We start from the raw sequence: 24,154 nt of genomic DNA, 5'->3' as shown, positions 1-24,154 counted from the left end.
AGCGGTTGACGCGTCGGTACGGTTCAGATTCAAGAATTCGATGAATCGAACCGGCGATCCGAGTGTTGAAGTGCTGTTGGCACGCATTGCTGCGCTGCAGGCGGAGAACCATCAACTCGCCGACCGCGTCGCCAAGCTCGAGGAAGAACTGGCGCTGGCACGCCTGCATCGTTTTGCGCCGCGCAGCGAAAAGCATGTTGATCGTCTCTTCAATGAAGCCGAGCAGGCCTCCGATGAGGAGGACGCCGGCAGTGAAACGAACAATATCGCCGAACTTCCGGACACGGGCTTGCCACCCGTCGAAAACACAATGGGAAAGAAGCGCGGCCGCAAGCCGCTGCCGGGGAACCTACCTCGTGAGCGCGTCGAGTATGACCTGTCCGACGATCAGAAGGCGTGTCCTTGCTGCCGTGGCCAGATGCATCGCATGGGCGAGGCTGTCACCGAGCAACTTCATATCGAGGTGAAGGCGAAGGTTTTACAGAATGTGCGCTTCAAATATGCGTGCCGCCATTGCGATCGCACCGGGATCCACGCCCCTGTCGTGACCGCGCCGATGCCGCCGCAACCATTGCCGGGCAGCGTTGCCACGCCCTCGACGCTGGCGTTCGCGCTGGTTCACAAATATGTCGATGGCACGCCGCTCTACCGCCTGGCGCAGGCCTTCGAACGTGCAGGTGTTCCTGTCAGCCGCGGCGCTTTGGGCCACTGGGTGATTGGCTCGAGCGAGAAGCATCTGCATCGCATCTACGACGCCCTGAAGCTGCGGCTCAGATCACAACCTCTCATCCATGGCGACGAGACAACGGTTCAGGTCCTCAAGGAGAAGGACAAACGGGCCACCAGCACATCGTACATGTGGGCTTATCGCAGCGGCAAGGGCAGCCACGAGCCGATCGTTCTTCTGGATTATCAGCCGGGCCGCGGCCAAATCCACCCGCAAGCCTTCCTCGGCGATTACCGTGGCATTGTAATGAGTGACGGCTATACCGCATGGCGCACGCTGGAAGGGGCCACCCACATTGGATGCATGGCCCACTCCCGGCGGCGCTTTGTCGATGCCCTCAAAGCCAGGAAGAAGGGCGGCGGTCCGCCCGAGCAAGCGCTGCGGTTCTTTGAACAGCTCTACCGGGTTGAAAGGCGGGCGTGGGACGGAATACCGGAGAAGGGTGAAACACAGGCCTACTGCATTCGCCGCTTCCGCCAGCAACATAGTGTCCCCATCCTCAATGCTCTCAAAGTATGGCTCGATGACATGGCCCCGAAGGTCTTGCCTGACAGCAAGCTCGGCGACGCCGTATCCTACACCCGAAACCAATGGGAATATCTGACGCGCTACACCGGGGACGGCAGCATGCCGATTGACAACAATCTTCTGGAGCGCGACATCAGGGTTTTTGCAACTGGCAGGAAGAGTTGGTTGTTCAGCGATACCGTGGACGGAGCCAAGGCCAGTGCCGTCGTCTATAGCCTGATGCTGACCTGCCGCGCCTCACGTGTCGAGCCGTTAGCGTGGTTGCGCCACGTCCTCACCGAATTGCCTCAGCGCGCCGGCGACGCCGATATTACAGACCTGCTGCCCTTCAACTTCCACAAAGCCGCCACTGCCTGAACGGCTCGGTATCGCCCGATACCAGGGCAATCCATCAAAACCGCCGGCGTGCGAAGAAAATCGCGCTTACGATGAAGAAGCGGCTTGCTCTGGAAGACTCGTGCTCAGCGAGATCGGAGCAGCCACCGAAGGGAGCACCGAGCCGAGCGTCGCCGCACCGAAGAGCGCGGCGGCGACCGCGGGTTTCATGATCTGGTGGTTCATAGTCGTATCCTCTCGAATTTGGAGCACGCCGTTCCTTGATGCGGTTCAACGCGGCAAGAGAGCGCCTCTTTTCGGCTGAGGCTCTTTCGCCTCCTCATCCGCCAGCAACTTTAAGAGCACGTCCCGCTCCGCTTCACTGTGCGGCTCTGCAAGACGTTTCTTGAAAAGAATGAGGTTCTGTAGGTGAATGTACTTCTCCTGACTGGAGCGAAAGACGACGTTTTTGGGCGGCAGGCACGTTCAATCCATCCGCGCAACGCCTCCGAATTCATGGGATCCTCCGAACTTCCTAAAGTCCGGACAGTGCGCTGTGCTTTCGGACATCGCTTGCATCCCGGGAAATCAAATGCGCAGAACTCCTCGTCTGAAAGGTGCCTGCCACCATTTCGAAGCGGCACCACAACGCGACGGGCTGAATTTGGCTGGGCTGAATGTCGGGCATGATGCTCCTCCTAGGGGGCAACACACTCCCACTCACCGGTGGATGCCGAGAATGGAGCGGTAATGAAGGATATCGTGCCGCAGCGCCAGCTCGAGCTTATGGTCAAATTTGCTCATTCACGACAATTTAATGGACGGGATTCTGCCATCCCGAAGCTCCATTGCGTCACGCTATGATGTGACGTGAACTTCTACGGACATCCCGGCGAAGGCGCCGGTGCTACCGACGAAGCTGCCGGACACCGGGATCGTCTGCCGGATGTCGCGCGCGACCGCGACCGGGATCAGATTGAAGCCCCCCAGGCTGCGATTGGTCGGGTCGAAAGTGATCCAGCCGGCTCCCGGCACGAAGACCTCGGCCCACGCATGGGTTGATCCTGCACCGGCCGATCCGACGCTGCCTTGTTCTGCATTGTAAAGGTAGCCGGAGACGATCCTGGCTCCGAAGCCGAGCATGCGTGCTGCTTCGGCGAACAGCACCGCGAAATCCCGGCATGACCCCCAGCCGCGATCTAGTGTTTCTAGCGGCGTTTGGGTCCCCTCATCTCACGGCTCTGGTACCGAGCGGCTTCAGAAACACCGACGCTCAGGTCCTTAAGCAGCGAGTCCGACTTCCCCGAACGAACATTTGTGCCCAGTTTCTCAGGACTCCTGCCGCGTCCGAGAATTGGGGGGAGGCCAGGGCACCGAGATCAATCCAATCGTCGTCAGAATAGCGGAATGGATAAGACATGGCCGAAACAGCGATGTCGAATACCGGCCGTGCGACCGCGTCGAGCTGGAGCTCCGCGACGCCGACGATCACGAGGTTGGAGGCTGCCATCTGAAACGTGGCCGTCGCGATCGTATTGCCGAACACATCGTGCGCCCAGGTCAGGTCCGCGTCCGGCGTCACCTTGATGTTGCTCGAAATCAAACGAAGCTCGCGGCTTTCGCGCGGACGAAGCATCAAGCGGTGCGGCAACAGGCGCACGTATTCGTTGAACCGATAAGTCGTCGTGTGAAGAACTTTCAGCGTAGTCAACGAAAGCTCCAATCGGGGCAGCGTATAACCAGATCCCTTATCCGGTGGTCCCCTCGGGAAGTATGGTCGAGTTGAACGTTCCCATGCAAATGTCGATCCAGACGGCCGAAACCCGGACTGATTTTCGGTCGAGGCATCGGGCAAGAACGCTGCGATCCATCCAAGCGGCCATGATGACGGGTAACGAAGTGCAAGCACAACATCGGTTTCGCGTTGCGACCCGACCGACAAGTGTGACGTGACCGCTGGTCGGAGATCTGCAAATTTGCGGATGTCGCGTCGGCGCGCCGACCTAGATGGTTGATGCGGCCAGGAGGGAACACACCATGAAGAACCGGCCACCGCTTCCGAAACATTTGAGCCGCCATAGGTATCACACGCTGCTAATCCGGCTGCAGATCGAGCTCGTGAAGCTGCAGCGCTGCGTGATTGAGCGGGGCCAGCGTATCCTTGTCATCGTCGAGGGTCGCGACGCCGCCGGCAAGGACGGCACGATCAAGTCGATTGTCGAACATCTAAGCCCGCGTGATACCCGCGTCGTGGCGCTGGGGCCGCCAAACAATCGGGAACAGCGTTCATGGTACTTCCAGCGTCACGTTTCGCACTTGCCCGCGGCAGGAGAGATCGTGCTGTTCAATCGCAGTTGGTACAACCGGGCCGGAGTTGAGCGTGTTATGGGCTTTTGCAACAAGGAGGAAACTGAGGAATTCCTCGAGACCGTGCCGGCTTTCGAGGCAATGATTGAGCGTTCGGGTATCACCCTGCTCAAGTACTACCTTGATATTTCGAAACAGGAACAGAAGCTGCGGCTCGCCGACCGCCAAAGGGATCCCCTGAAGCAATGGAAGCTGAGCCCCATCGATGCCAAGGCGCAGAAGTATTGGACAGCCTATTCCGAAGCACGGGACAAGATGCTGGAGCGGACGCATACCGTCACCTCGCCATGGACCGTGGTCCGCGCCGGTGACAAGGAACATGCGCGACTTAATATTATTCGCGATATGCTGTGGCGGCTGAACTATCCGGGAAAGCACCGTCGCCTCCACAGACCCGACCCCGCGGTCGTTTTTCCTTACGATAAAGCCTGTTATGAACGCGGCCTGATCGAGGCTTAGACGGATTGCTGCCATTATCGGCTGACAACGCGTGAACTTTGACGAAGATCAAAGGCTGCTCGCTCCACACATCGAAGGCAGCAGAGTTCGGAGCCCTCCTTGCATGATGTCCCAGGTGGATCAATGCGCTTTGCACGCAATGCGGTGATCACCGTCCTACAGGCGTCTTCCTGAAACAAGCGCTTCCAATATAGCATTGTCATTATGCCGCCTGGGGACCGTCCTTGCGCTGCGTCAATATTCCAATCGCCAAGGCCTGCTTGGCTATGCGGTGATTCCGGCTGATGAAACAGAGTGACGCGGACGTATGAAGGCTGACGTTGCATCACCAGCGGCTCCCCAGGCCGTCCCCCTTCCGGCGGAGGCAATTGCGAAGCTGCCGCAGCCCGCAGATCCTCTGCTGCCGATCATGCCAGATTCGGCCGCCAGACCTCCTCTCGCGAACGATGCTCGGGCTGACCTGCTTCGTCCTTTGAGCCTCTCAAGAACCTTGTCTGAAGTGACTTTGCGCACCAGTACGAAGAGCGCTGCGGTTCCGGGTTGAACGGCGGCAGCAGTCTCTTTCATCCATTTGTCGTTGATGCCGACATCCGTCAAATATCCGCTGAGTGTGCCGGACGCGGCGCTGCGCGAACACCTGCAGCGGCTCGGCCTTGACGAGCCACTGCGCGGCATATTCCGACGGGATCACGATGCGGTGTCCGATGCGGACCTCGCGTGGCGGATCGTCACCTTCGACAATGACGGCACGCTGTGGGCAGAGCAGCCGATGTATTTCCAGCTGCTGTTCGCCCTGCACCGCGTGAAGGTGCTCGCCCCGCAGCACCCGGAATGGGCCGCGGAGGAGCCCTTTGCCTCGCTGCTGAAGGGCGATGTAAGGGCGCGCTCGCCGGCGGCGAATGGTGAGGGCTTTGAGAGCACGAGAGCGCACAGCCATGCCCTTCAAGACGGACACAACAATCGTCCGCGCGGTTGGTATTGATACCAGGCGCGAAGATTTGCTAGCAGCGGCATCTATCGGCAAGTCAGCGCCTTGCGAAATCCCGCCGCCAAAGCATCTTCCTCGGTGCATAACCACCGATTAACCCGCTTCAGGCGTTGATAGCTCCCGCAACTTGGCAGGTGATAAATACCTTCGTAGCCTACGGCCCGCAGCGCCAGCTTAGCCTTGATCGGGCACCCCGGCGGCATGGGGCTGTCGACGCGGAATAGCTTGTCGCGTGTTCGGTTTTCATGACCAGCTTGACAACCACCGCCGATAAGCCGTGCGCCATTGTGATTCCATCCTCGTAGCTCCCGTGGTTCCGCGAAACATCCTTTCCATAGTCCGCGCCGGTTCTCACGTGCGTCAGCTTCCTCCGCCGTAAAACGGCCCTTTGCGGCAGGATCGAACTTGATCGCCCATCCTTCGCGAACGAGCCACTCATTGAGCGTTGTGGGCTCCCTTTCGATTGAACAAATCCCTATCCGTCGGTGCCTGTAGACCGGGTCAGGCCCCTTGTCCTCGCACCGGACTGTACGTTCTCCAATGTACGCACTCAATCGATCGCGTGCCGCAACCCCGCATGGCCAAACGTCGCCTCGTTGGTCGAGACACGTCTGATCGATTTCGGGTGCATCGATGCCGTCTAGCCGATAGATCGTGCGATCCAATTGGAGCGTGTCGCCATCAGTCACAACAATTTCGGACGCCAAGCTTGGTCCGGCCATCACCAACAACAACGCCGCAATGAGAGCGCGCATCTGCAACCCCGCTTATGTGCTGCGTGATTTGGCAGCGTCGAAAGATGATAACGGTCCACTTTTGCTTTTTTAAGAGACGGATCGTATTCGGTCAGCGTTGGGATCAATGCTACCGAACAAGGCAATTGCTTTTGATACACGCATGAAATCTTACTGCTTTTTCGCCGTTAGAGGATCTCGTTTACCGGGCACCGCGTTGATTTGGATCAAGGAGGTTCCGGGTCAGATTCGGAATCATCTTCCCGTATGCATCGTTCGCGCGCTTACGCTCCCTGTCGCTGGATTTGTCGTTGTGCCTGCGTTGAAAAGGCGGTGCAGCGCCTTCTGCGGCAGACGCCTTCGAACCCATTCTGCTTTCGTTGGCGCATGCCTTCATCAACCACACCGACATCGAGAAGGCGGTTTGCATCATCCTCGACATCCCGGCGTCAGTGCCAGCCGGACCGGAAGACCTTTGGTATCCACGAGTGCATGAATCTTGCTGGTCAATCCGCCCCGTGATCGCCCATAGAATGCCTTCTTGTGATTGATGCAGACACCGTGCTGATGCACGCGGACAATAGACGTGTCGATCATTGCACTGCGGTATCATGAGCGGCCGCCAGGGCGTTCATGATGTTGGCCCACACGCAGGCTCGTCGCCAGCGAACAAAGCGATTGTAGCAAGTGGTGTAAGGACCAAACGCTTCCGGAAGATCGCGCCAAGGTGCTCCGGATCGAAGGACCCAGAAGATGCCGTCGAGGACACGACGGTCGTCTACCCGAGGAACGCCAGCGGCTTGTTCGGCAGCTCGGCTTGATGGCAGTCCACTCGTCGTCGGTGAGTTCGTAGCGCATGATTCGCTCCCTCTATCAGGAGCTTGAGTCACAATTCGACAGCCCGTCTCAACTCGGCTGAATACCATTCAGATGTCTCCCGGGCCTAAGACTACGATTCTTAAGTTGGTGATCGCAATGCTTCTGTCGTCAACGAAAATGAGATTTGTTGCTCCGAGGTTCAAGGGTTCCAGTGTGCCCCTGCGATCGTTGACCGTTTGAACATCGACGATATTCGGATTGCCGATGAGCACCGTCTTGAAAGGTCTTTGAAGTGCAAGTCGGAGCACCGAGCCTTTAGGGTAATCGTCTGATCCGCGGCGCAAGCGACCGAGATCGTGGTTAGGAGCAAGACCAATACGATAACGCAAGTTCGCATGCGAAGCACAGCGGCCGCCATGGCAATTCCTCGGGCGTGCTTGGGCCGAATTTTCAGATCTCCTATTAATACTCCGCGTTCGTTCAGGGTGCCGATTGCGGGCTCGCCAGCAGACGATAAGACCGCGATCACCACGGCCGTCCGCCCGAGCCTCTCTTCAGGAGAAACAAGCGAACGCCTATTTCACGTGCCGCCATCGAAGTTCGCTGTCCCACCGAAGGATGTGATGGTGGTCCATGTTTGTTCATCCCTCGCAAAGGAGTTGATCGTCCGCTTCTGGTCGGTGCCGATCCAGCTTGGCCAGGTGCCGCCTTCGACGTGCTGAATGATCACGGGCTCGCCGAGAAATTTCACATGAGCGAGGATCTGCTGTCGAACTCTGAATCCGGGGCGACACTTCGAACGCGCCGGCGAAGCCATCGTCGTGATCGACGTCGGTGCCGACCAACGTTCTGAGGCGGCGGCTAAGGTGGAAGTCGACAAGAAACGACAGGTTGTCAGGCGATTCGACAAGTCGAACGCGCTGATCGGATTCTATCCGGCGACCGTCGGCAGCGAGGAGAAGCCGTCTCCCACCGGCACGCTGAAGGTCACGGAGATCGACGCCAATCCGGCCTATCGCTATAACCCCGCCTATCACTTCAAAGGCGTGCATTCTCGAAAGCCTTTCATCATCAAGCCGGGCCCGAACAATCCGGTCGGATCGATGTGGATTCATCTTTCCGGAGACGGTTATGGAATCCACGGCACGCCGTTCCCCGGGAAGGTTTCCAAATCTGAATCGCACGGCTGTGTCCGGCTCACGAACTGGGACGCCGAGCGTGTCGCCGAAAGGGTATCCAAGGGTACGCCAGTAAAGGTCGTCGACCGCCTTCAGTAATCGATCTATTTCTTCTCGTTCCAGCCCCGGCACGGGAGGCCGTCGCCTCGCGGATCAGCGCCTCGCCGGCCGCGCGCTTTTTTCCCTACCGAACCGGGAGGCCCTGCAACTGCGGGCCGTTCAGGCCGGCCACTGGCGGGTCGGCACTTCCGGTCTTCATTCGGAAGCGGACTGCCGTCAGTCAGGCATGTCTCAAGAGGGCCATAACCGGAAGCTCGCGTAAGCGGCCGAGCCCAGACTTTTCGCGCTGACGGCGAGACTATTGCGTGATCCTCGTGCGTGTCCGGTTCTTGCCCTTGACCTTGCGGCGCGTCTTGGCCCGCGGCGTTCGGGGGGCAACCGCCTGCTCCATAGATGCGAAGTGCGCTCTTACGATCTTGAAAGCCCGTTCAGCCGCGGGCACGCGGGTTCGGCCGTCGCGCTCGACGATGCCCAAGGTGAGTTGCAAGTTCAGAGGCGGATTGACGTCCAGGCAAATTAGCGTGCCGTCTCGAAGATCCGTGAACATCGAAACGTCTGTTGCCGGAGCGATCGCATCGCTCGAGTTGAGCAGTGTTAGCAGGGTGGGTGCATCATTGGTGTTGACCGCGAAATGCTCCTGAAAAGGTAGCGATAATCCATATAGCGCCGCCATCTGCTCAAACAGCGCCTCGTCGGCATATCCGGCTCCAACGAGCGGATATGGCTTGAGTGCATCGATAGGGACCTTTGTCCGGCCATCCAGCGGATGGCCGCGACGAGCAAACCAGCCGAGAGTGCAGCGGTAAACAGGCTCAACCCGCATTTGGCTGTCATGCGCTACAGAGCGGATGTCGCCGATGAAGAAGTCGAGTTCTTCACGGCGCAGTGCGGCCAGCAGAGCATCGGTACTTTGCACGACGGTGTTGAGCCGCAGCCGCGGCGCATCCGATAGAAGTTGCAGCAACATCGGTGCCATCAGTATGCGGGCAACTGACGAGCCCATGCCGAAATACAGTGACCCCGACTCTCCGTCCCGCATAAGAGCGAGCGCGCGAGCGCCTTCCGTCTCATCGAAGACAATTCGCCGGGCGCGCTCTGCATAGGTCAGCGCATAAGGCGTAGGCCGCAGGCGCCGGTCCTGGCGGTCGAACAGCGGCACGCGCAATTCATCCTCGAGCGAGCGCAGGCTGCGCGACAGTGCAGGCAGGCTAAGGTGCACGACCTTGGCGGCGGCGCTGAGCGAGCCGCGGTCCAATACCGCAAGGAAGTGGCGGAGCTGGCGAGTGTTCATGCGGTCACTTGCAGGTTACGCAACTAAACTATAGTTAAATTGCAATTTACGCAAACACATCGTGATCCTACACTCATGGCATCCCTTAGAGATGCCCTGAACATGACCTGCGACGCTCTCCGCCGTCCTCTCGTGGTCGTTGCCGCCGATCGGATCGATCGGCATGGCCACGATGCGCATGCCGTACTGCATGGCTATGTCCGCGCAGCGTCGGAGTGCGCTGGCGTTATGACGCTGGGCCTTCCCGCCGAGGCGGGAGCTTTCGATACCGACAGCCTCATCGACAGCATTGACGGCCTGTTGCTCACCGGCAGTCCCTCCAACGTATCGCCCGCGTGCTATGGAGCTCCGGCCGTGCCCGACGAGATGTTGCTCGACTTGGCGCGCGATGCGGCCGTGTTGCCGCTGGTTCGGCGAGTCGTAGCCGCCGGCATACCTATTCTCGGCGTATGCCGCGGCTTTCAGGAAATGAACGTGGCCTTCGGCGGCACGCTCGATTCGGCGGTCCACGCGCGCTCCGGCCACCTCGATCACCGCGAAGGCGATCACGCACGACCGATCGAACGGTGGTACGACGACAGTCACAGCATCGACATCGCACCGGGCGGCGTGCTTGCCAGTCTGGTTGGCGAGCAGCGCGTGCCGGTCAATTCTCTCCATCACCAAGGGATCGATCGGCTGGGGCAAGGCTTGCGGGTCGAAGCCACCGCATCCGACGGCCTGGTGGAGGCCTTCTCGGTCGCCTGCGCGCCGGGCTTTACGCTCGCGGTGCAGTTTCATCCCGAGATGCGTACTCACAACTGTCCTTTGGCCCAGGCCATCTTCACCGCATTCGGCAGCGCATGCCGCAAGCGCCTGTTGCATCGGCTGCGCTCCATCGAGCCCGCGCCAACGTTGGCATAAATCCCGTCAGGAGCAGACATGCACGATATCTCTTCCCGGTCCCTCGATCTTTTCAGCCCGACCTACGCGATCGCACGCAGCAAGTTTCTGGGCGCGGCCAGCGCCCGCGGCCTTGTAGTGGACAGCCATGTACTGGACCTACCCGGCGCTGAGGGAGAAACGCTGGCCGTAGACGTGGTGCTGGACGGTCCCGCCGACGCATCGAAAATGCTGATCGTGCTCAGCGGCGTGCACGGTGTGGAGGGCTTTTGTGGTTCCGCCGTGCAGATCGGCCTCTTGACCGAGGATACACCGATGTATGCCGACACCGCGATACTGCATGTACATGCGATAAACCCCTACGGCTTTTCTCACTTGCGGCGCGTCACGCAGGAGAATGTGGATCTCAACCGGAACTTCGTCGACTTCACAAAGCCACTGCCGGTCAACACCGGCTACGCAGAGATCCACAATTGGCTGCTGCCGGCCACTTGGCCGCCCGGAGTGGATGCAGAGGCCGAACTGGCCGCGTACCGCACCCAGCATGGCGCGCGCGGCCTGCAGCGGGCCATCGGCCTTGGCCAATACATCCGTGCTGACGGCATGTTTTTCGGGGGAAGTGCACCGACCTGGAGCAACCGGACTTTCCGCTCGATCCTGAAGCGCTACACGCGAAACGTGAAGCAACTCGCGTCGATCGACATCCATACCGGGCTCGGACCAAGCGGCGTCGGCGAGCGCATCTTCGCGAGCTTAGATCAAAATGCGAAGCCGCGCGCCAGGCAATGGTGGGGCGAATTGACCGACGTCCACACCGGCACATCGACGAGCATTCCGTTGACCGGGCCCATCCAGACCGCGTTGTTCGAGGAGTGCCCGCAGGCCGAACAAATCGGAATCTGCCTGGAATACGGCACCTATCCCAGCGATCGCGTCACGTCAGCACTGCGTGCCGAGCACTGGCTGCACCGTCATGGTTCGGCCGATCCGCTATTGGCACAGCAGATCAAGTGCGATCTCAAAGAGGCATTTTACCCCAATGCCGATGACTGGAAACACGACATCTGGCGTCAAGGCCGCCAAGCCTGCCTGCAGGCCATCAAAGGCTTGCAAGCGGATTGTTCCGTCGAAACCTGAGCGGCTCTTGTCCATCAAACTCGCGAGTTCTCGCATGAGCACCACCACCCTAAATTCCGATCTCGCGCCGCAGAGCGCCACGATTGCAAGCGATGGCGCGCTGTCCAGGACAACGATTAGCCGCAAGGCTGTTGTCGCCGCGGTGGCCGGCAACGCGTTGGAGTTCTACGACTTCGTCATCTACGCCTATTTCGCTGTATACATCGGCAAGGCCTTCTTCCCGGTGGAGGGCGAGTTCGGCAGCCTGTTGGCGGCGGTGACTGCCTTTGGTGTCGGCTTCCTCACACGGCCGCTGGGCGGCGCGCTGATCGGCGCTTTTGCCGATAAGGCCGGGCGCAAGCCAGCGATGATTCTCACGGTCGCTCTGATAACCGTTGGAACCTTGGGCCTGGCCGCCACGCCCAGCTACGCCAGCATTGGCATGGCGGCACCCATCATTGTGGTGCTATGCCGTCTGCTGCAAGGGTTCGCGCTTGGAGGTGAGGTGGGGCCGGCCACCGCCTTATTGATCGAAGCTGCGCCGCCGGGACGCCGGGGCCTGTATTCGAGCTGGCAGATCGCGAGCCAAGGTCTGGCGGTGGCGGTCGGCGGCATCTTCGGTGTGGTGCTATCGCTACTGCTGTCACCGCAAGATCTGGCGGCCTGGGGTTGGCGCGTGCCGTTTCTTGTCAGCCTGATGCTCGTGCCCATCGCCGTCTATATTCGCCGCGACCTGCCCGAAACACACGGCGGCACTAAAGAGCACGGCGGCGCGGCCATTGTCGGATCGGTGTTTCGGAACCACAGCAATATCCTGATTCTGGGCGTACTGGCCTCGGCGGCTACGGCGGTAGCCTCCCAAGTGGGTAACTACATGGTGACCTATGCGGTGCAGGTGCTGAAGCTGCCTGTGGCCCTCTCGCAGGGCAGCGTACTGATGGGCGGAGTGATGACCTTCGCTTTCGCCCTGGCCGGTGGCGCATTGTGCGACCGGTTCGGGCGCCGGACCATCAACCTGCTGCCACGCTTGGCGCTGATGTTCCTCATCGTGCCCCTGTTCATGTGGCTGTCCGGCGCCACAGGTGCCGCGACCCTGCTGGCCGCGACTGCCGTGCTTGCGGCCCTCACCGCGATGTTCGGCACCGCAGGGCTGGTCCAGGTGCCGGAGTTGCTCCCCATCGCGGTGCGCAGCACCGGTCTGTCGCTCGTCTACGCCATCGGCACCTCGCTCTTCGGAGGCACAACCCAGTTCGTAGTGACTTGGCTACTGGCGGTCACCCACAATCCAATGGCGCCAGCCTGGTACGTTGCGGTCATGTGCGCAGTGAGTACTCTCGCGATGTGGATGCTTCCGGAATCGCGCGATGTTGACGTGAATCGTTGATCAGGTCGTAGCGCTGTAACGTCTGCTGCGGGTCCAAAAGCTGACATCTGCCGGCGGTCGGGGCATGTCTGCTTAGGGCCAACCAGGAGACTTTGCGGGAGGCCGCCAACTGATGTGGGATTACTCCCCCTCCGGATGCAGGGCGAGTTTTTCAGTTTGGTGTCGCTCAATCAAATCAGCGATGACGTCTAATGTCTTTTGATCCGTGATCCGCCTGCAGAGTGAACGGTAATGTTCTATCCGCTCGTCAATCTCGATACATTTCTCGCACATCAAACACTCCCGTCCACGGTTTCCGGCTGTTGGTGCGGCGCGAAGGCGCGCGGGTGCGCTGCTTCACCAAGGGCGGTTACGATTGGGCCGACCGCTTTCCGGCCATAGCGCAGGCCGCGCTCGCCCTCAAAGCGCAATCGTTCCTGATCGACCGCGAGGCCGTGGTCTGTGGGCTGACGGGGTGTCAGATTTCGACGCGCTGCAGCAGCCGCCGCCGTGACCGTGACGCGGTGCTGTTCGCGTTCAACCTGATCGAGCATGACGGCAGCGACCTGCGCGATCTGGCTTTGCTCGACCGCAAGCAGCGGCTGGCGAAATTAGTTGGCAAGGCACTGCGCGCGGCAATCCAGTTCAACGACCATCTCGACCATGACGGAGCAGCCGTGTTCTCGCACGCCTGCAAGCTAGGGCTGGAGGGCATCGTCTCGAAGCGCATCGATGCGCCGTATCGCAGCGGGGCGTCGAAGACATGGCTGAAGTCGAAGAACCCGGCGAGCGCGGCGGTGCGGCGCGAGCGCGACGAGGATTGGGGCTAGCCAGCGGCCATTGGCTTTGACTCACGTCAACGCTCGCTCATCGCGACGGCGAGATGATTCCGTCGATGACCCCGAACGACGAACCACCGCCGCCGAAACCAAAGCCTGCACCCAAGCCGAAGCGCAGGACACGGCGGCAGATGGACGAGGCGCGGGCTAAAGTCATCAAAGAGCACATTGACGACTTGCGGCGGTTGCTCAAGAAGCTCCAGCGGCGGTGGCATTGACGCCGGTGCGACGCGACGAGGAACCAGCTTCGCAGCAGCGCCGTTAAGGTATTAGGGCCACGCCTGCCGCCCGGGTCTGTGGCCCGGCACGGTCCTGCCCCTCAGCCCCCCAAAAGGCGGACTGTGCACTTGAATCGCGCCCGCCTGCTGCCGCCCAAGCCAGCCAACCGCCACGTTTTAACAGCCCGCCAGCCGCCAAGCGCGGCCCGCCCATGCGTTAAATCCGACCCGGCGCCAGTGGCACCAGCCACCGCCTAGGTATGAATCTAGGGATTGGCTGCGGTGAATGGCAAAAACATCAATGTTTTCAATTTGATTTGGCGGAGAGAGTGGGATTCGAACCCACGGTACGGTTTCCCGCACACACGCTTTCCAAGCGTGCGCCTTAAGCCACTCGGCCATCTCTCCGGGAGGCTTCTCTTGAAGGGCTGAGGCGGATTTTGCAAGGGGCGCGCCGCCGGACCGCGAAATTTCCCCGATGATTTGAAAATATTGAATAAATTGGCGATGACATCAGCCGCGTCCAGCAAGCGCGTCAATCCTGCCATGCGATGCGACTAGTGATAACGCGCGGCAAGATCCGCCGCGCGGCGCGGCCACAGGCTTGGTGGCTCCGGCAACGCCGCGGCACCCGCATTGTGCGTATCCTGCAGCGCCTCGATGAAATCGGCGAACCATTGCTGGATGGTGCCGCTGTTGAGCTTCTCCATCATGGCTTCCCAACGCTTCCGCCGTTCGGTCAGCGGCATCGCGAGCGCCGTCGCCAGGGAGCGTGCCATGCCGTCGATGTCATGCGGATTGACCAGCAGCGCGGCATCGAGCTCGTTCGCGGCACCGGCGAATTTCGACAGCACCAGCACGCCGGGATCGGCCGGATTTTGGGCCGCGACATATTCCTTGGCCACAAGGTTCATGCCGTCCTGCAGCGGGGTCACCACGCCGACCTGCGCGGTGCGGTAGAGCCCTGCGAGCACACCCTGGCCGAAACCCTTGTTGAGGTAGCGGATCGGCGTCCAGTCGACCTCGCCATGCACGCCGTTGACGTCGGTGACGAGCTTCGCGACCTCGCTCGCGAGATTGCCATAGGCCTCGATCGCGCCGCGCGACGGCGTTGCGATCTGCAGCAGCGACACCGAACGCTTCAGGTTCGGGTGCAGCGTCCACATCTTGTCGAATGCCTTGATGCGGTTGACGAGGCCCTTGGAATAATCGAGCCGATCGACGCCGATCGCGAGCTTCTCGCCGTTGAGGCTTCTCCGCAGCCGCGTCACGTCGGGATGCATCATCGCCTTGGTCGCCAGCTGCGCGAACTTGCCGGGATCGATGCCGATCGGAAACACCGCAGCGCGGGTCCGCCCGAACGACGAATTGATGACGCCGTCGCGCACGTGGAAATCGAGATCGTTCTGCACGTAGCTCAGGAAGTTCTCGCAGTCCTCATCGGTCTGGAAGCCGATCAGATCATAGGACAGCATCGCCTCGATCAGCTCGCGATGATTCGGCACGCCCGCGATCACCGCGCGCGCCGGCCACGGCGTGTGCAGGAAGAAGCCGATCGGCTGCGTGACGCCGAGATCGCGCAGCTCGGCACCGAGCGCGAGGAAATGATAGTCCTGGATCCAGAACACGGAATCAGGCTTGCGGAAGCGCAACAACGCACGCGCCATGAACGCGTTCACTTCGCGATAGCTCGTGTAGTCCTCGTGCGACGCACGAATCAGATCGGCGCGCGAATGCATCGCGGGCCATAGCGCCGAATTGGCAAAGCCTTCGTAATAGCCGCCGTAGTGCGCGGCCGGCAGATCGAGCATCGCCAGCGCGCCGGCGCCGAGAGCTTCGACCTCTGCAAAAGGTTCCTTGTGGTTCCCGTCGCGGACACGTCCGCTGGAGCCAACCCATATTGCCCCTGTCTTTTCCACTACCGGCAACAAGGCCGCAGCCAGCCCCCCCGTCATGGGTTCATTGGGTTTTCCGCGCGAGACGCGGTTCGATACGACGACGAGGTTCACCCGGTCCCCTCCTGTTGGTCAACTCGCGGTATTAACAACCATTCATCAAGATGGTTCCGGATCAAAGAATCTCCCAATTGAAACCAAATTCTGACGAAGCGCCAAGGAACTCGCGGGAACTCGCGAAAAGATAATTTCATGCGAGGTCGCTCCCACGACGCAAAAGCACCGCATTCGAATCGGCTGCGATGAATGTGACGCGTTAGGACAGGCCCACGTCCCTATCATCGTCGAGCAGCTGCGCGAGGAACTCGCGCACATCGCTCGGCCCGTCGAAATGTCCGGCGACGCCGGTGGCGCGACGTCCGACGGAGAATGCGAGACCGTTGAAACCCGGCATGATCGCGAACACAGTCTCGTCGGTGACGTCGTCGCCGATGAAGAACGGGCGGCGTCCCTTGAAGGGCTCATGCGTCATCAGTTCGCGCACGCCGGTCGCCTTGGTGAAGCCCGAATGCTTGATCTCGCAGACGCTCTTGCCCGGCAGCACCTCGATCGGCGCATTCGGCAACTCGGCGCGTATCAGCGAGACCGCCTCATAAATCGCCCTCTCCGCCTGCGGCGCCAGGCGATAATGCAGCGCCAGCGAATAGCCCTTGTCCTCGAGCAGAATGCCGGGGCTGAGCTTGGCGATCGCGGCGAGGCGGCGCTTCAATTCCTTGTCCAGCGGCGGCGCGTACGCCGCGACCGCCTCGCTGTCCGGCTGCAGCCGCATCTCGGCGCCATGGCCGCCGACCGCGGGAAATTGCTCCGGCGCGAAGATCAGGTCGATATCGTTGAGCGAACGGCCGCTGACCAGCGCCAGCGCGCCGTTGGTGCGATCATGCAATTGCTTCAGCGTGGTCGCGAGTTCCGGCGGCACCCAGACCTCACGCGGCGTCGGTGCGAAATCGAGCAAGGTGCCGTCGATGTCGAGCAGCACCGCGGTGCGATCCAGCGGCGGAATCAGCGATGCCGGCGCCGGCATGCTGCCGGTCGTAGCATTGCGGGTGATGTCATCATCCAGGGGCATTTCGGCCAATTCGTGCTTCGTCATAGTCTACTCCACAAATGCCAGCGGCCGCGCGACAGATTCGAGCGATTTTCGCTCGGCCGCGACTGCATAGCGCCATGCGACGGCTGCGGCGACGATCATGAGTGCCGACCCCAGGAGGTAGCCGGCGAAGACGCTGTTGCGCGACCCGGTGTCGATCAGCACGCCGAACAACGCCGGTCCAACTACGCCGCCGATGCCGGTGCCGACAGCATAGAAGACGGCGATCGCAAGCGCGCGGACCTCCAGCGGAAACGTCTCGCTGACGGTGAGATAGGCGGCGCTCGCCGCCGGCGAGGCGAAGAAGAAGATCACCATCCAGGCGATGGTCTGGGTCTGCGCACTGAGCACACCGATCGAGAACAGATAGCCGGACAGCGCAAGCAGCACGCCCGAGGTACCATAGGTCAGCACGATCATGGTGCGGCGGCCAAGCGTGTCGAACAGGCGACCGAGCAGCAGCGGCCCGAGGAAGTTGCCGGCGGCGAATGGCAGGATATACCATCCGACATTGCTGGCGGCGATGCCGAAGAAATCGGTCAGGATCAGCGCGAAGGTGAAGAAGATCGCGTTGTAGAAGAAGGCCTGCGCGGCCATCAGCGCGAGCCCGACCAGCGAGCGCTGCCGGTAGGTGGTGAACAAGGTCACCGCGACCTCGCGCAGCGGCGTGTGATCCCGCATCCGGAGTTTGATCTTCTCAAAGCCCTCGCTCGGCTGTTCGTGACCGAGCACGGAGGTCTCGATATCGGCAACGATCCTGTGAGCCTCTTCGGGGCGCCCATGGATCATCAGCCAGCGCGGGCTTTCCGGAATCCACATCCGCATCAACAGCACGACGAGCCCGAGCACCGCGCCGGTGAAGTAGGCGATCCGCCAGCCGTGATCCGGCGCAAGCAACGCGGGATCGAGCAGGATGATCGCGCTCAACGCACCGATCGCGGCGCCGATCCAGAAGCTGCCGTTGATGACGAGATCGGTCCAGCCGCGATAGCGTGCCGGCACCAGCTCCTGAATGGTCGAATTGATCGCGGTGTATTCGCCGCCGATGCCGGCGCCGGTGAGAAAGCGAAACAGCGCGTAGCTCGCGACGTTCCACGACAGCGCGGTCGCCGCCGTCGCCGAGAGATAGAGCGCGAGCGTGATGAAGAACAGCTTCTTGCGGCCGATTCGGTCGGTGAGCCAGCCGAAACCGAGCGCGCCGAGCACGGCGCCGGCGAGATAGGCGCTGCTGGCAAGCCCGACATCGGCATTGGAGAAGCTCATCGTCGGGCTCTCCTTCAGCGCTCCCGACAGCGCACCGGCCAGCGTCACCTCGAGCCCATCGAGAATCCAGGTGATGCCTAGCGCCAGCACGACGCGGGTGTGGAAGCCGCTCCAGCGCAGATTGTCGAGGCGGAGAGGAATCGAGGTCTCGATGATGCGGCCGTCATTTGGCGCGACTGGAGCCATCGCCGCGTGCGTCGTCGCAGAGCTCAACTGTGTCCGCTGCAGCGTCATCAGAATGGACCAATGAGAAATGCCCCGGAACGCTGTGTTCCAAGGTTCTCGCTCCCAGGATTGCGGCAAACGAAGTGCCCGCCACACGACGTCAACGCCGCAGCCCAGCAAGGGTTCCCGCAATGCGGCATAGGAACCGCGATTGCGACGAGCGGTTTTCGGCCCAACAGCCTCGGAGGCATTGATGGCCGCACACAAGAAAACCACGCGCAAGACGGCAAGAAAATCAACGAGAAAATCAGCAAGGAGATCGACCGCACGATCCGCCAGCACGATGCGCCGCAAGCGCGGAGCAAGCAAGACGACGTCGAAGCGCTGGTCGCAGCGGGTCACAAGGGAGAGCGACGCGCTGGACCTCAAGCGCGGTGTGTTCAAGCAGACGAGTGCGAAGAAGATCGCATCATCGCTGAAAAGATCCGCCGAGCACAGCACGCGCCGCAAGAGCGGCGCCTATCGTTCCGCATTGTCGATGCTGACCTTCTATATCAACCGTGCCGGCAGGACGCTGCCGAAGCCCGAGCGCTCACGGTTGGAGCGTGCCAAGGTCGAATTGAAGCACCTGTTCGGACGGGATTAGCCTGCCGTCCCGCCAACCGACGGCGGCGTCCCGGCCTGCGCCGGGACGACACTTGTGGGTCTACGCCGCGCGGATGTTCGCCATGAAGCGGTCGAGCTCCTCGCGCAGTCGCGAGCTCTCGACCGACAGCGAGCGGGCCGAGTTCAGCACTTCTTCAGAGGCGACTCCCGTCTCGGTGGCGCCACGGTTGACCTGGTTGACGCTGGAGGCGGCTTCCTGGGTGCCCTGCGCGACGTTCTGCACGCTACGCGCGATCTCCTGCGTTGCCGCGCTCTGCTGCTCGACCGAGCTCGCGATGTTGGTCGCGATCCCGGAGATCTGCCCGATCGTGCCGCCGATCTCCTTGATCGCGGCGACCGATTCCTGCGTCGCCGCCTGCATGCCCGAGATGTGGGTCGAGATCTCGTCGGTGGCTCTCGCGGTCTGGCTCGCCAGCGACTTCACCTCGGCGGCGACCACCGCGAAGCCGCGGCCCGCATCGCCGGCGCGCGCCGCCTCGATGGTGGCGTTCAGCGCCAGGAGGTTGGTCTGCTCGGCGATCGCCGTGATCAGCTTGACCACGTCGCCGATCTCCTGCGCGGCACGCGAGAGCTTACCGATGCGCGCGTCGGTCTGCTCGGCCTGACGCACGGCGGAATCGGCGATCTGGCTGGATTCCTTGGCGCGGCGCCCGATCTCGTCGACCGACGCCGACAGCTCCTCGGTCGCGGAAGCAACCGACTGCATGCTGCTCGAGGCCTCCTCGGAGGCGCCGGCGACCTGGCTCGACAGGTTCTGCGTAGTCTCCGCAGTGCGGGTCAGCGTCCCGGCCGCGGATTCGAGCTGCACGGCGGAAGCCGACACATTGGAGACGATCGAGCCGACGGCGGATTCGAATTCGTCGGCGAAGCGAATCAACTCGGTGCGCCGCGCGGCCGCGCTCGCCTTGTTCTGCGCTTCCTGGGTCGCGGCATCGCGCTCGGCCTTGGCGACCGCCTGGACCTTGAACTCTTCGACGGCGCCGGCCATTTCGCCGAGCTCGTCGCGACGGCCGAGGCCCGGCAGCACCACGTCGAAATTGCCGGCCGCGAGCTCGCGCATCGCCGCACACATCGCCGCGATCGGGCGCGAAATACCCTTGCCGAGCAAGAAGGCCCACACCAGTCCTAGCACGAAGCTGCCTGCCGCAAGCATCAGGATCAGCTGCTCGGTCTCGCCGATCATGGAATGCGATTCGTTCTCGAGCCGCTTCTGGTCGGCGAGCAGGTCGGACTTCATCGCCGCCGCACCCTGGCTGATGGCGGCCGCGGATTCCGTCATCTCGACTGTCAATTCGTCGATCGACTTCGCATTCGCGATCAGCTTGGCCAGCGCCTCGCGGTACTCTTCAAGCAGGGCGGTAATGTCCTTCACACCCTGGGCGATCCGCTCGTTCTTCGAGGTGATCCCCTTCACGAGATTGTCGGCGAATTTCAGCCGGGCGAGCGCGCTGGAGGCGACCGTCTTGTCGCCGTTGACGACGAACGTGTTGACGGCGCCGGTGATCGACTGCAGCTGGTCGGCGACCTTCTTGGCGCCGAACTGGATCGACTGCAGCTCGGAATCGTCGGCATTGCTCGGCAGATCGTCGAGCTTGTAGCGCATGGAGGTCGCACTGCGGACCAGCTTGTTTTGCGCGGTCTGCGCGCTCTCGTCCTTGATGCGGACGATCTCGGCAAAGATCTTGGTGAAGGCGCGGAATTCGCGCTCCAGCTTGGTGACCTGCTCGAGGCGGGCCGGATTGCTGGTGCCCTTCATCGACGCCACGATGGCGTCCTTCAGGCTGGCCTCGGCGGCGAGCGCGGCCTTGGCGTCGTCCTCCTTGCCGGTCGCGACGTAATAGCGCGCCAGCGAACGGTAGGAGATCAATTCGCGATCGATGTTGCGGGCGAGGTCGGCTTCCGCGACGCTCTGGCGGTAGGAGCCGACACCGGCGGAGACCCGCTCGAAGCCCATATAGGCAAAGCCCATTGTGGCCGCCGACAGCGCCAGCGTGACGGCAAAGCCGAGCATGATCTTGGCTTGAAATCTGAGGGTTGGGAACCTGATCGACAGCGATCGCTTGAGTCCCGGCATTCCAACCCCCGTCTTCATTCTGAAAACCACGCGGGGTCCGGCAGCAACCCGCCCCAGCCCCCGGAGGGCAAAACTAAGGCAGAATCAATAAGGCCCGGTAAATGGGCAGCGCCGCGCCCGTATCGGCCCGGTACTACCTTGGTCTGCCCAGGGAGGTGGGCAAGGTGATTGACGCGCGGGTCCGGCCCGATAGTTTAGAACCGATCAAACCTGTCCCTGCCCGGGCCAGGACAACACATCGGGAGGTGTCCCATGTCATCGCGTCGGTCGGCGCCGCTGGCGCTTGCGGCGAGAGTAGCTGCCGGCGAGGCCGCGCGACCCATGACATCCCCCTCACGACCTAGATTATAAAGTCAGGGCGGACCGCGAACCATCGCGGCTTGGCCCGGATGCCCTTACGGCCCGCGCGGCTCCAACCGGCCGGGCCAAGAAAAAGCAAAAAATTCTGGTCAGGGAGAACGCCTTTGGCGAAGCAGAACGGCAGCGCCACCGACAGTATTGTCGTGGCGCAGGCAAAGACCAACGGGCCGCAGGAGGCCGCCTACGAGATCGCACGCCAGTTGGCGGCGGCTGATCTCGCCATGCTCGTGGTGTTCGTGTCGCCGTTCTATGACCCGAAGGAATTCATTGCCGAACTGTCGAGGCAGATGCCCGACGTTCCGATCTTCGGCTGCACCACGGCGGGCGAATTGTCGCCCGGCGGCTGGGATGAGGACAGCGTCGTCGCGATGGGCTTCAATGCCGCCGATTTCGTCATCGCGGCCCGGCCGCTGTTCGATCTCGCGACGTTCCGGGTCGATCACGGCCGCTCGATGTGCACCGAATTGCAGAACGAATTCGCGCAACGCACCGAGCATTGCGATCACACCGACGATTCCTTCGGGCTGCTCTTCATCGACGGCATGTGCCAGCGTGAGGAAACCATCATGTCGGCGATCTACGCGTCGCTCGGCGACATTCCGGTGGTCGGCGGCTCCGCCGGCGATGGCCTGCGCTTCGAGAAGTCGTGGATCTTCTACGGCGGCGAAGCCTTTACCGACGCTGCCGTCCTGATCCTGATCCGGACGCGGCTGCCGTTCCGCACCTTCAAATGCGACCATTTCGAGCCGACCTCGACCAAGATGGTGGTGACCGAGGCCGACATCGAGCACCGTATCGTCAAGGAATTGAATGCCGAGCCCGCAGCGCTGGAATATTCCCGTGCCGTCGGCCTCAGCGACAGCAAGCTTGAACTGTTCTCGTTCGCCGCGCATCCGGTCCTGGTGCGCGTCGGCGGCGCCTATTACGCGCGGTCGATCCAGCGCACCAATCCGGACGGGTCGCTGCAGTTCTTCTGTGCGATCGACGAGGGAATGGTGCTGACGGTGGCGCGCGAGCGCGACCCGATCGACGCGACGAGCCGCCTGCTCCAGGAGCTGACCGAGGATCTCGGCGAGGTCTCGATGTTCATCGGCTTCGAATGCGTGCTGCGCCGGCTCGATGTCGAGCAACGCCAGCTGTCGCGGGAGATGTCGGAGCTCTATCGCCGCAACAAAGTGATTGGCTTTCAGACTTATGGCGAGCAGTATCGCTCCATGCATGTCAACCAGACGCTGACCGGCATCGCCATCGGCAAGCGGGCTGTCGGCCCGCAATGACCGACAGCACGACTACGCGCATTGCGGCCCTCGAACGCGAAGCCGAGAAGCTGCGCAAGATCAACGCGGCGCTGATGTCGCGCGTCGAACGTTCGACCGACCAGCAGCTCAATGCCTTCTCGCTGTTCGAGACGGCCATCGCGCTCGATCAGCAGGTCCGCGACCGCACCCAGCAGCTCAAGCAGGCGCTGCAATCGCTGGAGAAAACCAACGGACGCCTGCTGCAGGCCAAGCAGCAGGCCGAGGCGGCAAGCTCGCTGAAATCATCAGTGCTGGTTTCGGTAACACACGACCTGTTGCAACCGCTCAATGCGGCGCGGCTGACGCTGTCCGCGCTGACCGAGATGGCCAACGAATCCAAGAGCGTCGCGCTGACCGATCAGATTGACCGTTCGCTGGCGACGCTCGAGGACATGTTGCGGACGCTGCTCGACATCTCGAAGCTCGATGCCGGTGTGCTCAGGCCCGAATTCGGTCCGGTCGCGATCGCCTCGTTGTTCGAGCCGCTGCAGCAGGAATTTGTGGCAACCGCCGCCAAGCGCAACCTCGGCTTCAAAATCATACCGTCGTCCGCGGTGGTTCGCTCCGACCCGCTGATGCTGCGCCGGATCCTGCAAAACCTTGTGGCCAATGCGCTGCGCTACACCCAGCGCGGCACCGTGCTGATGGGATGCCGCCCCAAGGGCGACGACATCTGCATCGAGGTGCATGACACCGGGCCGGGCATCCCGGAAGCCCAGCGCGAAGCCATATTCGTCGAGTTTCAGCGCGGGGACGCCGGCGCAAGCGACAAGGCCGGCATCGGGCTTGGCCTTTCCATCGTGCGCCGGTTTGCCGACCTGCTCGGTCATGACATCAGGCTGAGTTCACGCGCCGGCAAGGGCTCGGTGTTCTCGGTCACCGTGCCCCGCACCCTCGATCCGGTTGCGATCCCCGTGCGCGAACAGGCCAGCGTCGACTATCGCTATGGTGGCATGGAGGGCGCGAAGATCCTGCTGATCGAGAACGACCTCTCGAGCGCCGAGGGCCTCGCCCATCTGCTGGAGAAATGGGGCTGCGACGTCGCCGTGACGATCTCCAAGACCGAGGCGCTCGAGCGCATCCACGCGCTGGACGGCATTCCCGACGCTATCATCGCCGACCTGCACCTCGACAATGGCGAGACCGGCATCCAGGCCGTCGACGTGATACGCGGCGAGATCAACGCCAAGGTTCCGGCGATCATCGTGACCGCCGACTACTCGGCCAAGGCCGCCTCCGACGTCTCGGCCTTTGGCCACGAATTGCTGAAGAAGCCGATCAAGCCCGCCGAGATGCGCTCGCTGCTGTCATTCCTGCTGGCGGCGGAGCAGTCGGGCGCGCGGCTATGATCAGAGCGTTTTCGAGCGAAGTGGATACCGGTTCGCGTGAAGAAAACGCGTCA

General features: G+C 61.8%; 23 protein-coding genes, 1 tRNA gene and 2 pseudogenes. 12 read left to right on the top strand and 14 right to left on the bottom strand.

Going from position 1 to position 24,154, the window contains the following annotated elements; genetic code table 11:
* Positions 1-40: 40 nt before the first annotated feature.
* Entirely contained in the window at positions 41-1,612 is a 1,572-nt protein-coding gene (gene tnpC / locus HAP47_RS02945; RefSeq protein ID WP_166213725.1) for an IS66 family transposase, read from the top strand.
* Between the two features lie 66 nt (positions 1,613-1,678).
* On the opposite strand, the gene HAP47_RS02940 is transcribed toward tnpC, so the two are convergent.
* Together HAP47_RS02940 and HAP47_RS02935 are read right to left on the bottom strand one after the other, a co-directional pair.
* Positions 1,679-1,816 (bottom strand): hypothetical protein, encoded by a 138-nt coding sequence (locus HAP47_RS02940; RefSeq protein ID WP_173637096.1) that lies wholly within the window; start codon positions 1,814-1,816, stop codon positions 1,679-1,681.
* Between the two features lie 612 nt (positions 1,817-2,428).
* Positions 2,429-3,281, bottom strand: a pseudogene (locus HAP47_RS02935) (transglutaminase family protein).
* Between the two features lie 326 nt (positions 3,282-3,607).
* Here HAP47_RS02935 and ppk2 point away from each other — a divergent pair.
* Complete coding sequence (gene ppk2, locus HAP47_RS02930; RefSeq protein ID WP_173639512.1) at positions 3,608-4,396, top strand: polyphosphate kinase 2; 789 nt, start codon at positions 3,608-3,610, stop codon at positions 4,394-4,396.
* A 264-nt stretch (positions 4,397-4,660) separates the two neighbouring features.
* Here ppk2 and HAP47_RS41510 read toward each other — a convergent pair whose 3' ends face one another.
* Entirely contained in the window at positions 4,661-4,963 is a 303-nt protein-coding gene (locus HAP47_RS41510; protein ID WP_371821730.1) for a DUF1269 domain-containing protein, read from the bottom strand.
* Between the two features lie 13 nt (positions 4,964-4,976).
* On the opposite strand from HAP47_RS41510, the gene HAP47_RS41505 reads away from it, so the two are divergent.
* The gene (locus HAP47_RS41505) at positions 4,977-5,378 is read left to right on the top strand and encodes a hypothetical protein (protein WP_371821729.1); all 402 of its coding nucleotides are present in this window, start codon (positions 4,977-4,979) and stop codon (positions 5,376-5,378) included.
* A 32-nt stretch (positions 5,379-5,410) separates the two neighbouring features.
* On the opposite strand, the gene HAP47_RS02915 is transcribed toward HAP47_RS41505, so the two are convergent.
* The 5 genes and pseudogenes from HAP47_RS02915 to HAP47_RS02900 form a co-directional block, all read right to left on the bottom strand.
* Positions 5,411-6,106 carry a thermonuclease family protein gene (locus tag HAP47_RS02915; protein ID WP_231169051.1) on the bottom strand — a complete coding sequence of 232 codons (696 nt, stop codon included), beginning with the start codon at positions 6,104-6,106 and terminating at the stop codon, positions 5,411-5,413.
* Positions 6,107-6,320: 214 nt separating this feature from the next.
* Positions 6,321-6,551, bottom strand: coding sequence for a hypothetical protein (locus HAP47_RS02910; protein WP_176396241.1), 231 nt, complete (start codon positions 6,549-6,551; stop codon positions 6,321-6,323).
* A gap of 8 nt (positions 6,552-6,559) precedes the next feature.
* A pseudogene (locus HAP47_RS02905) lies at positions 6,560-6,976 on the bottom strand (IS5 family transposase); the annotation flags it as partial.
* Between the two features lie 68 nt (positions 6,977-7,044).
* Positions 7,045-7,209, bottom strand: coding sequence for a pilus assembly protein N-terminal domain-containing protein (locus HAP47_RS41500; protein ID WP_371821848.1), 165 nt, complete (start codon positions 7,207-7,209; stop codon positions 7,045-7,047).
* 308 nt (positions 7,210-7,517) lie between these two features.
* Positions 7,518-7,754, bottom strand: coding sequence for a hypothetical protein (locus HAP47_RS02900; protein WP_231168725.1), 237 nt, complete (start codon positions 7,752-7,754; stop codon positions 7,518-7,520).
* Positions 7,755-7,758: 4 nt separating this feature from the next.
* On the opposite strand from HAP47_RS02900, the gene HAP47_RS02895 reads away from it, so the two are divergent.
* Entirely contained in the window at positions 7,759-8,214 is a 456-nt protein-coding gene (locus HAP47_RS02895; protein ID WP_231168724.1) for a L,D-transpeptidase, read from the top strand.
* A gap of 259 nt (positions 8,215-8,473) precedes the next feature.
* Here HAP47_RS02895 and HAP47_RS02890 read toward each other — a convergent pair whose 3' ends face one another.
* On the bottom strand, positions 8,474-9,466 hold the full coding sequence (locus HAP47_RS02890; RefSeq protein ID WP_173639516.1) for a LysR family transcriptional regulator: 993 nt from the start codon (positions 9,464-9,466) through the stop codon (positions 8,474-8,476).
* Positions 9,467-9,568: 102 nt separating this feature from the next.
* Here HAP47_RS02890 and HAP47_RS02885 point away from each other — a divergent pair, with 102 nt between their 5' ends.
* The 5 genes from HAP47_RS02885 to HAP47_RS02865 all read left to right on the top strand — a co-directional run bounded on the left by HAP47_RS02885 (position 9,569) and on the right by HAP47_RS02865 (position 13,884).
* The gene (locus HAP47_RS02885; protein ID WP_173639517.1) at positions 9,569-10,369 is read left to right on the top strand and encodes a gamma-glutamyl-gamma-aminobutyrate hydrolase family protein; all 801 of its coding nucleotides are present in this window, start codon (positions 9,569-9,571) and stop codon (positions 10,367-10,369) included.
* A gap of 18 nt (positions 10,370-10,387) precedes the next feature.
* Entirely contained in the window at positions 10,388-11,485 is a 1,098-nt protein-coding gene (locus HAP47_RS02880; protein WP_173639518.1) for a M14 family metallopeptidase, read from the top strand.
* 34 nt (positions 11,486-11,519) lie between these two features.
* The gene (locus tag HAP47_RS02875) at positions 11,520-12,848 is read left to right on the top strand and encodes an MFS transporter (RefSeq protein ID WP_173639519.1); all 1,329 of its coding nucleotides are present in this window, start codon (positions 11,520-11,522) and stop codon (positions 12,846-12,848) included.
* Positions 12,849-13,153: 305 nt separating this feature from the next.
* A complete protein-coding gene (locus HAP47_RS02870; protein WP_231169050.1) occupies positions 13,154-13,657 on the top strand; it encodes an ATP-dependent DNA ligase in 504 nt (167 codons plus the stop codon).
* Positions 13,658-13,722: 65 nt separating this feature from the next.
* Positions 13,723-13,884, top strand: coding sequence for a hypothetical protein (locus HAP47_RS02865; RefSeq protein ID WP_173639521.1), 162 nt, complete (start codon positions 13,723-13,725; stop codon positions 13,882-13,884).
* A gap of 318 nt (positions 13,885-14,202) precedes the next feature.
* On the opposite strand, the gene HAP47_RS02860 is transcribed toward HAP47_RS02865, so the two are convergent.
* The 4 genes from HAP47_RS02860 to HAP47_RS02845 form a co-directional block, all read right to left on the bottom strand.
* Positions 14,203-14,292, bottom strand: a tRNA-Ser gene (locus tag HAP47_RS02860).
* Between the two features lie 149 nt (positions 14,293-14,441).
* A complete protein-coding gene (locus tag HAP47_RS02855) occupies positions 14,442-15,893 on the bottom strand; it encodes a trehalose-6-phosphate synthase (protein ID WP_173639522.1) in 1,452 nt (483 codons plus the stop codon).
* Between the two features lie 202 nt (positions 15,894-16,095).
* Positions 16,096-16,929, bottom strand: a complete 834-nt coding sequence (otsB, locus tag HAP47_RS02850) for a trehalose-phosphatase (protein ID WP_173639523.1) — start codon at positions 16,927-16,929, stop codon at positions 16,096-16,098.
* Positions 16,930-16,932: 3 nt separating this feature from the next.
* Complete coding sequence (locus HAP47_RS02845; protein ID WP_371821728.1) at positions 16,933-18,375, bottom strand: MFS transporter; 1,443 nt, start codon at positions 18,373-18,375, stop codon at positions 16,933-16,935.
* Between the two features lie 232 nt (positions 18,376-18,607).
* Here HAP47_RS02845 and HAP47_RS02840 point away from each other — a divergent pair, with 232 nt between their 5' ends.
* Positions 18,608-19,000, top strand: coding sequence for a DUF3175 domain-containing protein (locus HAP47_RS02840; protein WP_173639525.1), 393 nt, complete (start codon positions 18,608-18,610; stop codon positions 18,998-19,000).
* Positions 19,001-19,060: 60 nt separating this feature from the next.
* On the opposite strand, the gene HAP47_RS02835 is transcribed toward HAP47_RS02840, so the two are convergent.
* On the bottom strand, positions 19,061-21,094 hold the full coding sequence (locus HAP47_RS02835; RefSeq protein WP_173639526.1) for a methyl-accepting chemotaxis protein: 2,034 nt from the start codon (positions 21,092-21,094) through the stop codon (positions 19,061-19,063).
* Positions 21,095-21,558: 464 nt separating this feature from the next.
* Between HAP47_RS02835 and HAP47_RS02830 the strand changes: the two genes are divergently transcribed.
* Both HAP47_RS02830 and HAP47_RS02825 read left to right on the top strand, forming a co-directional pair.
* Positions 21,559-22,731 (top strand): FIST N-terminal domain-containing protein, encoded by a 1,173-nt coding sequence (locus tag HAP47_RS02830; RefSeq protein WP_173639527.1) that lies wholly within the window; start codon positions 21,559-21,561, stop codon positions 22,729-22,731.
* Positions 22,728-24,101: an ATP-binding response regulator gene (locus HAP47_RS02825; RefSeq protein ID WP_173639528.1), complete on the top strand. Its 1,374-nt coding sequence runs from the start codon at positions 22,728-22,730 to the stop codon at positions 24,099-24,101. Before HAP47_RS02830 ends, HAP47_RS02825 begins: the two co-directional genes overlap by 4 nt.
* The last annotated feature ends 53 nt before the right edge of the window (positions 24,102-24,154 follow it).

It is taken from the genome of Bradyrhizobium sp. 41S5 (genome assembly GCF_011516665.3).
Classification (GTDB): Bacteria; Pseudomonadota; Alphaproteobacteria; order Rhizobiales; family Xanthobacteraceae; genus Bradyrhizobium; species Bradyrhizobium quebecense.
The sequence above is the reverse complement of the archived record's forward strand: the minus strand, read 5'-3'. Positions and strand labels throughout refer to the sequence as shown.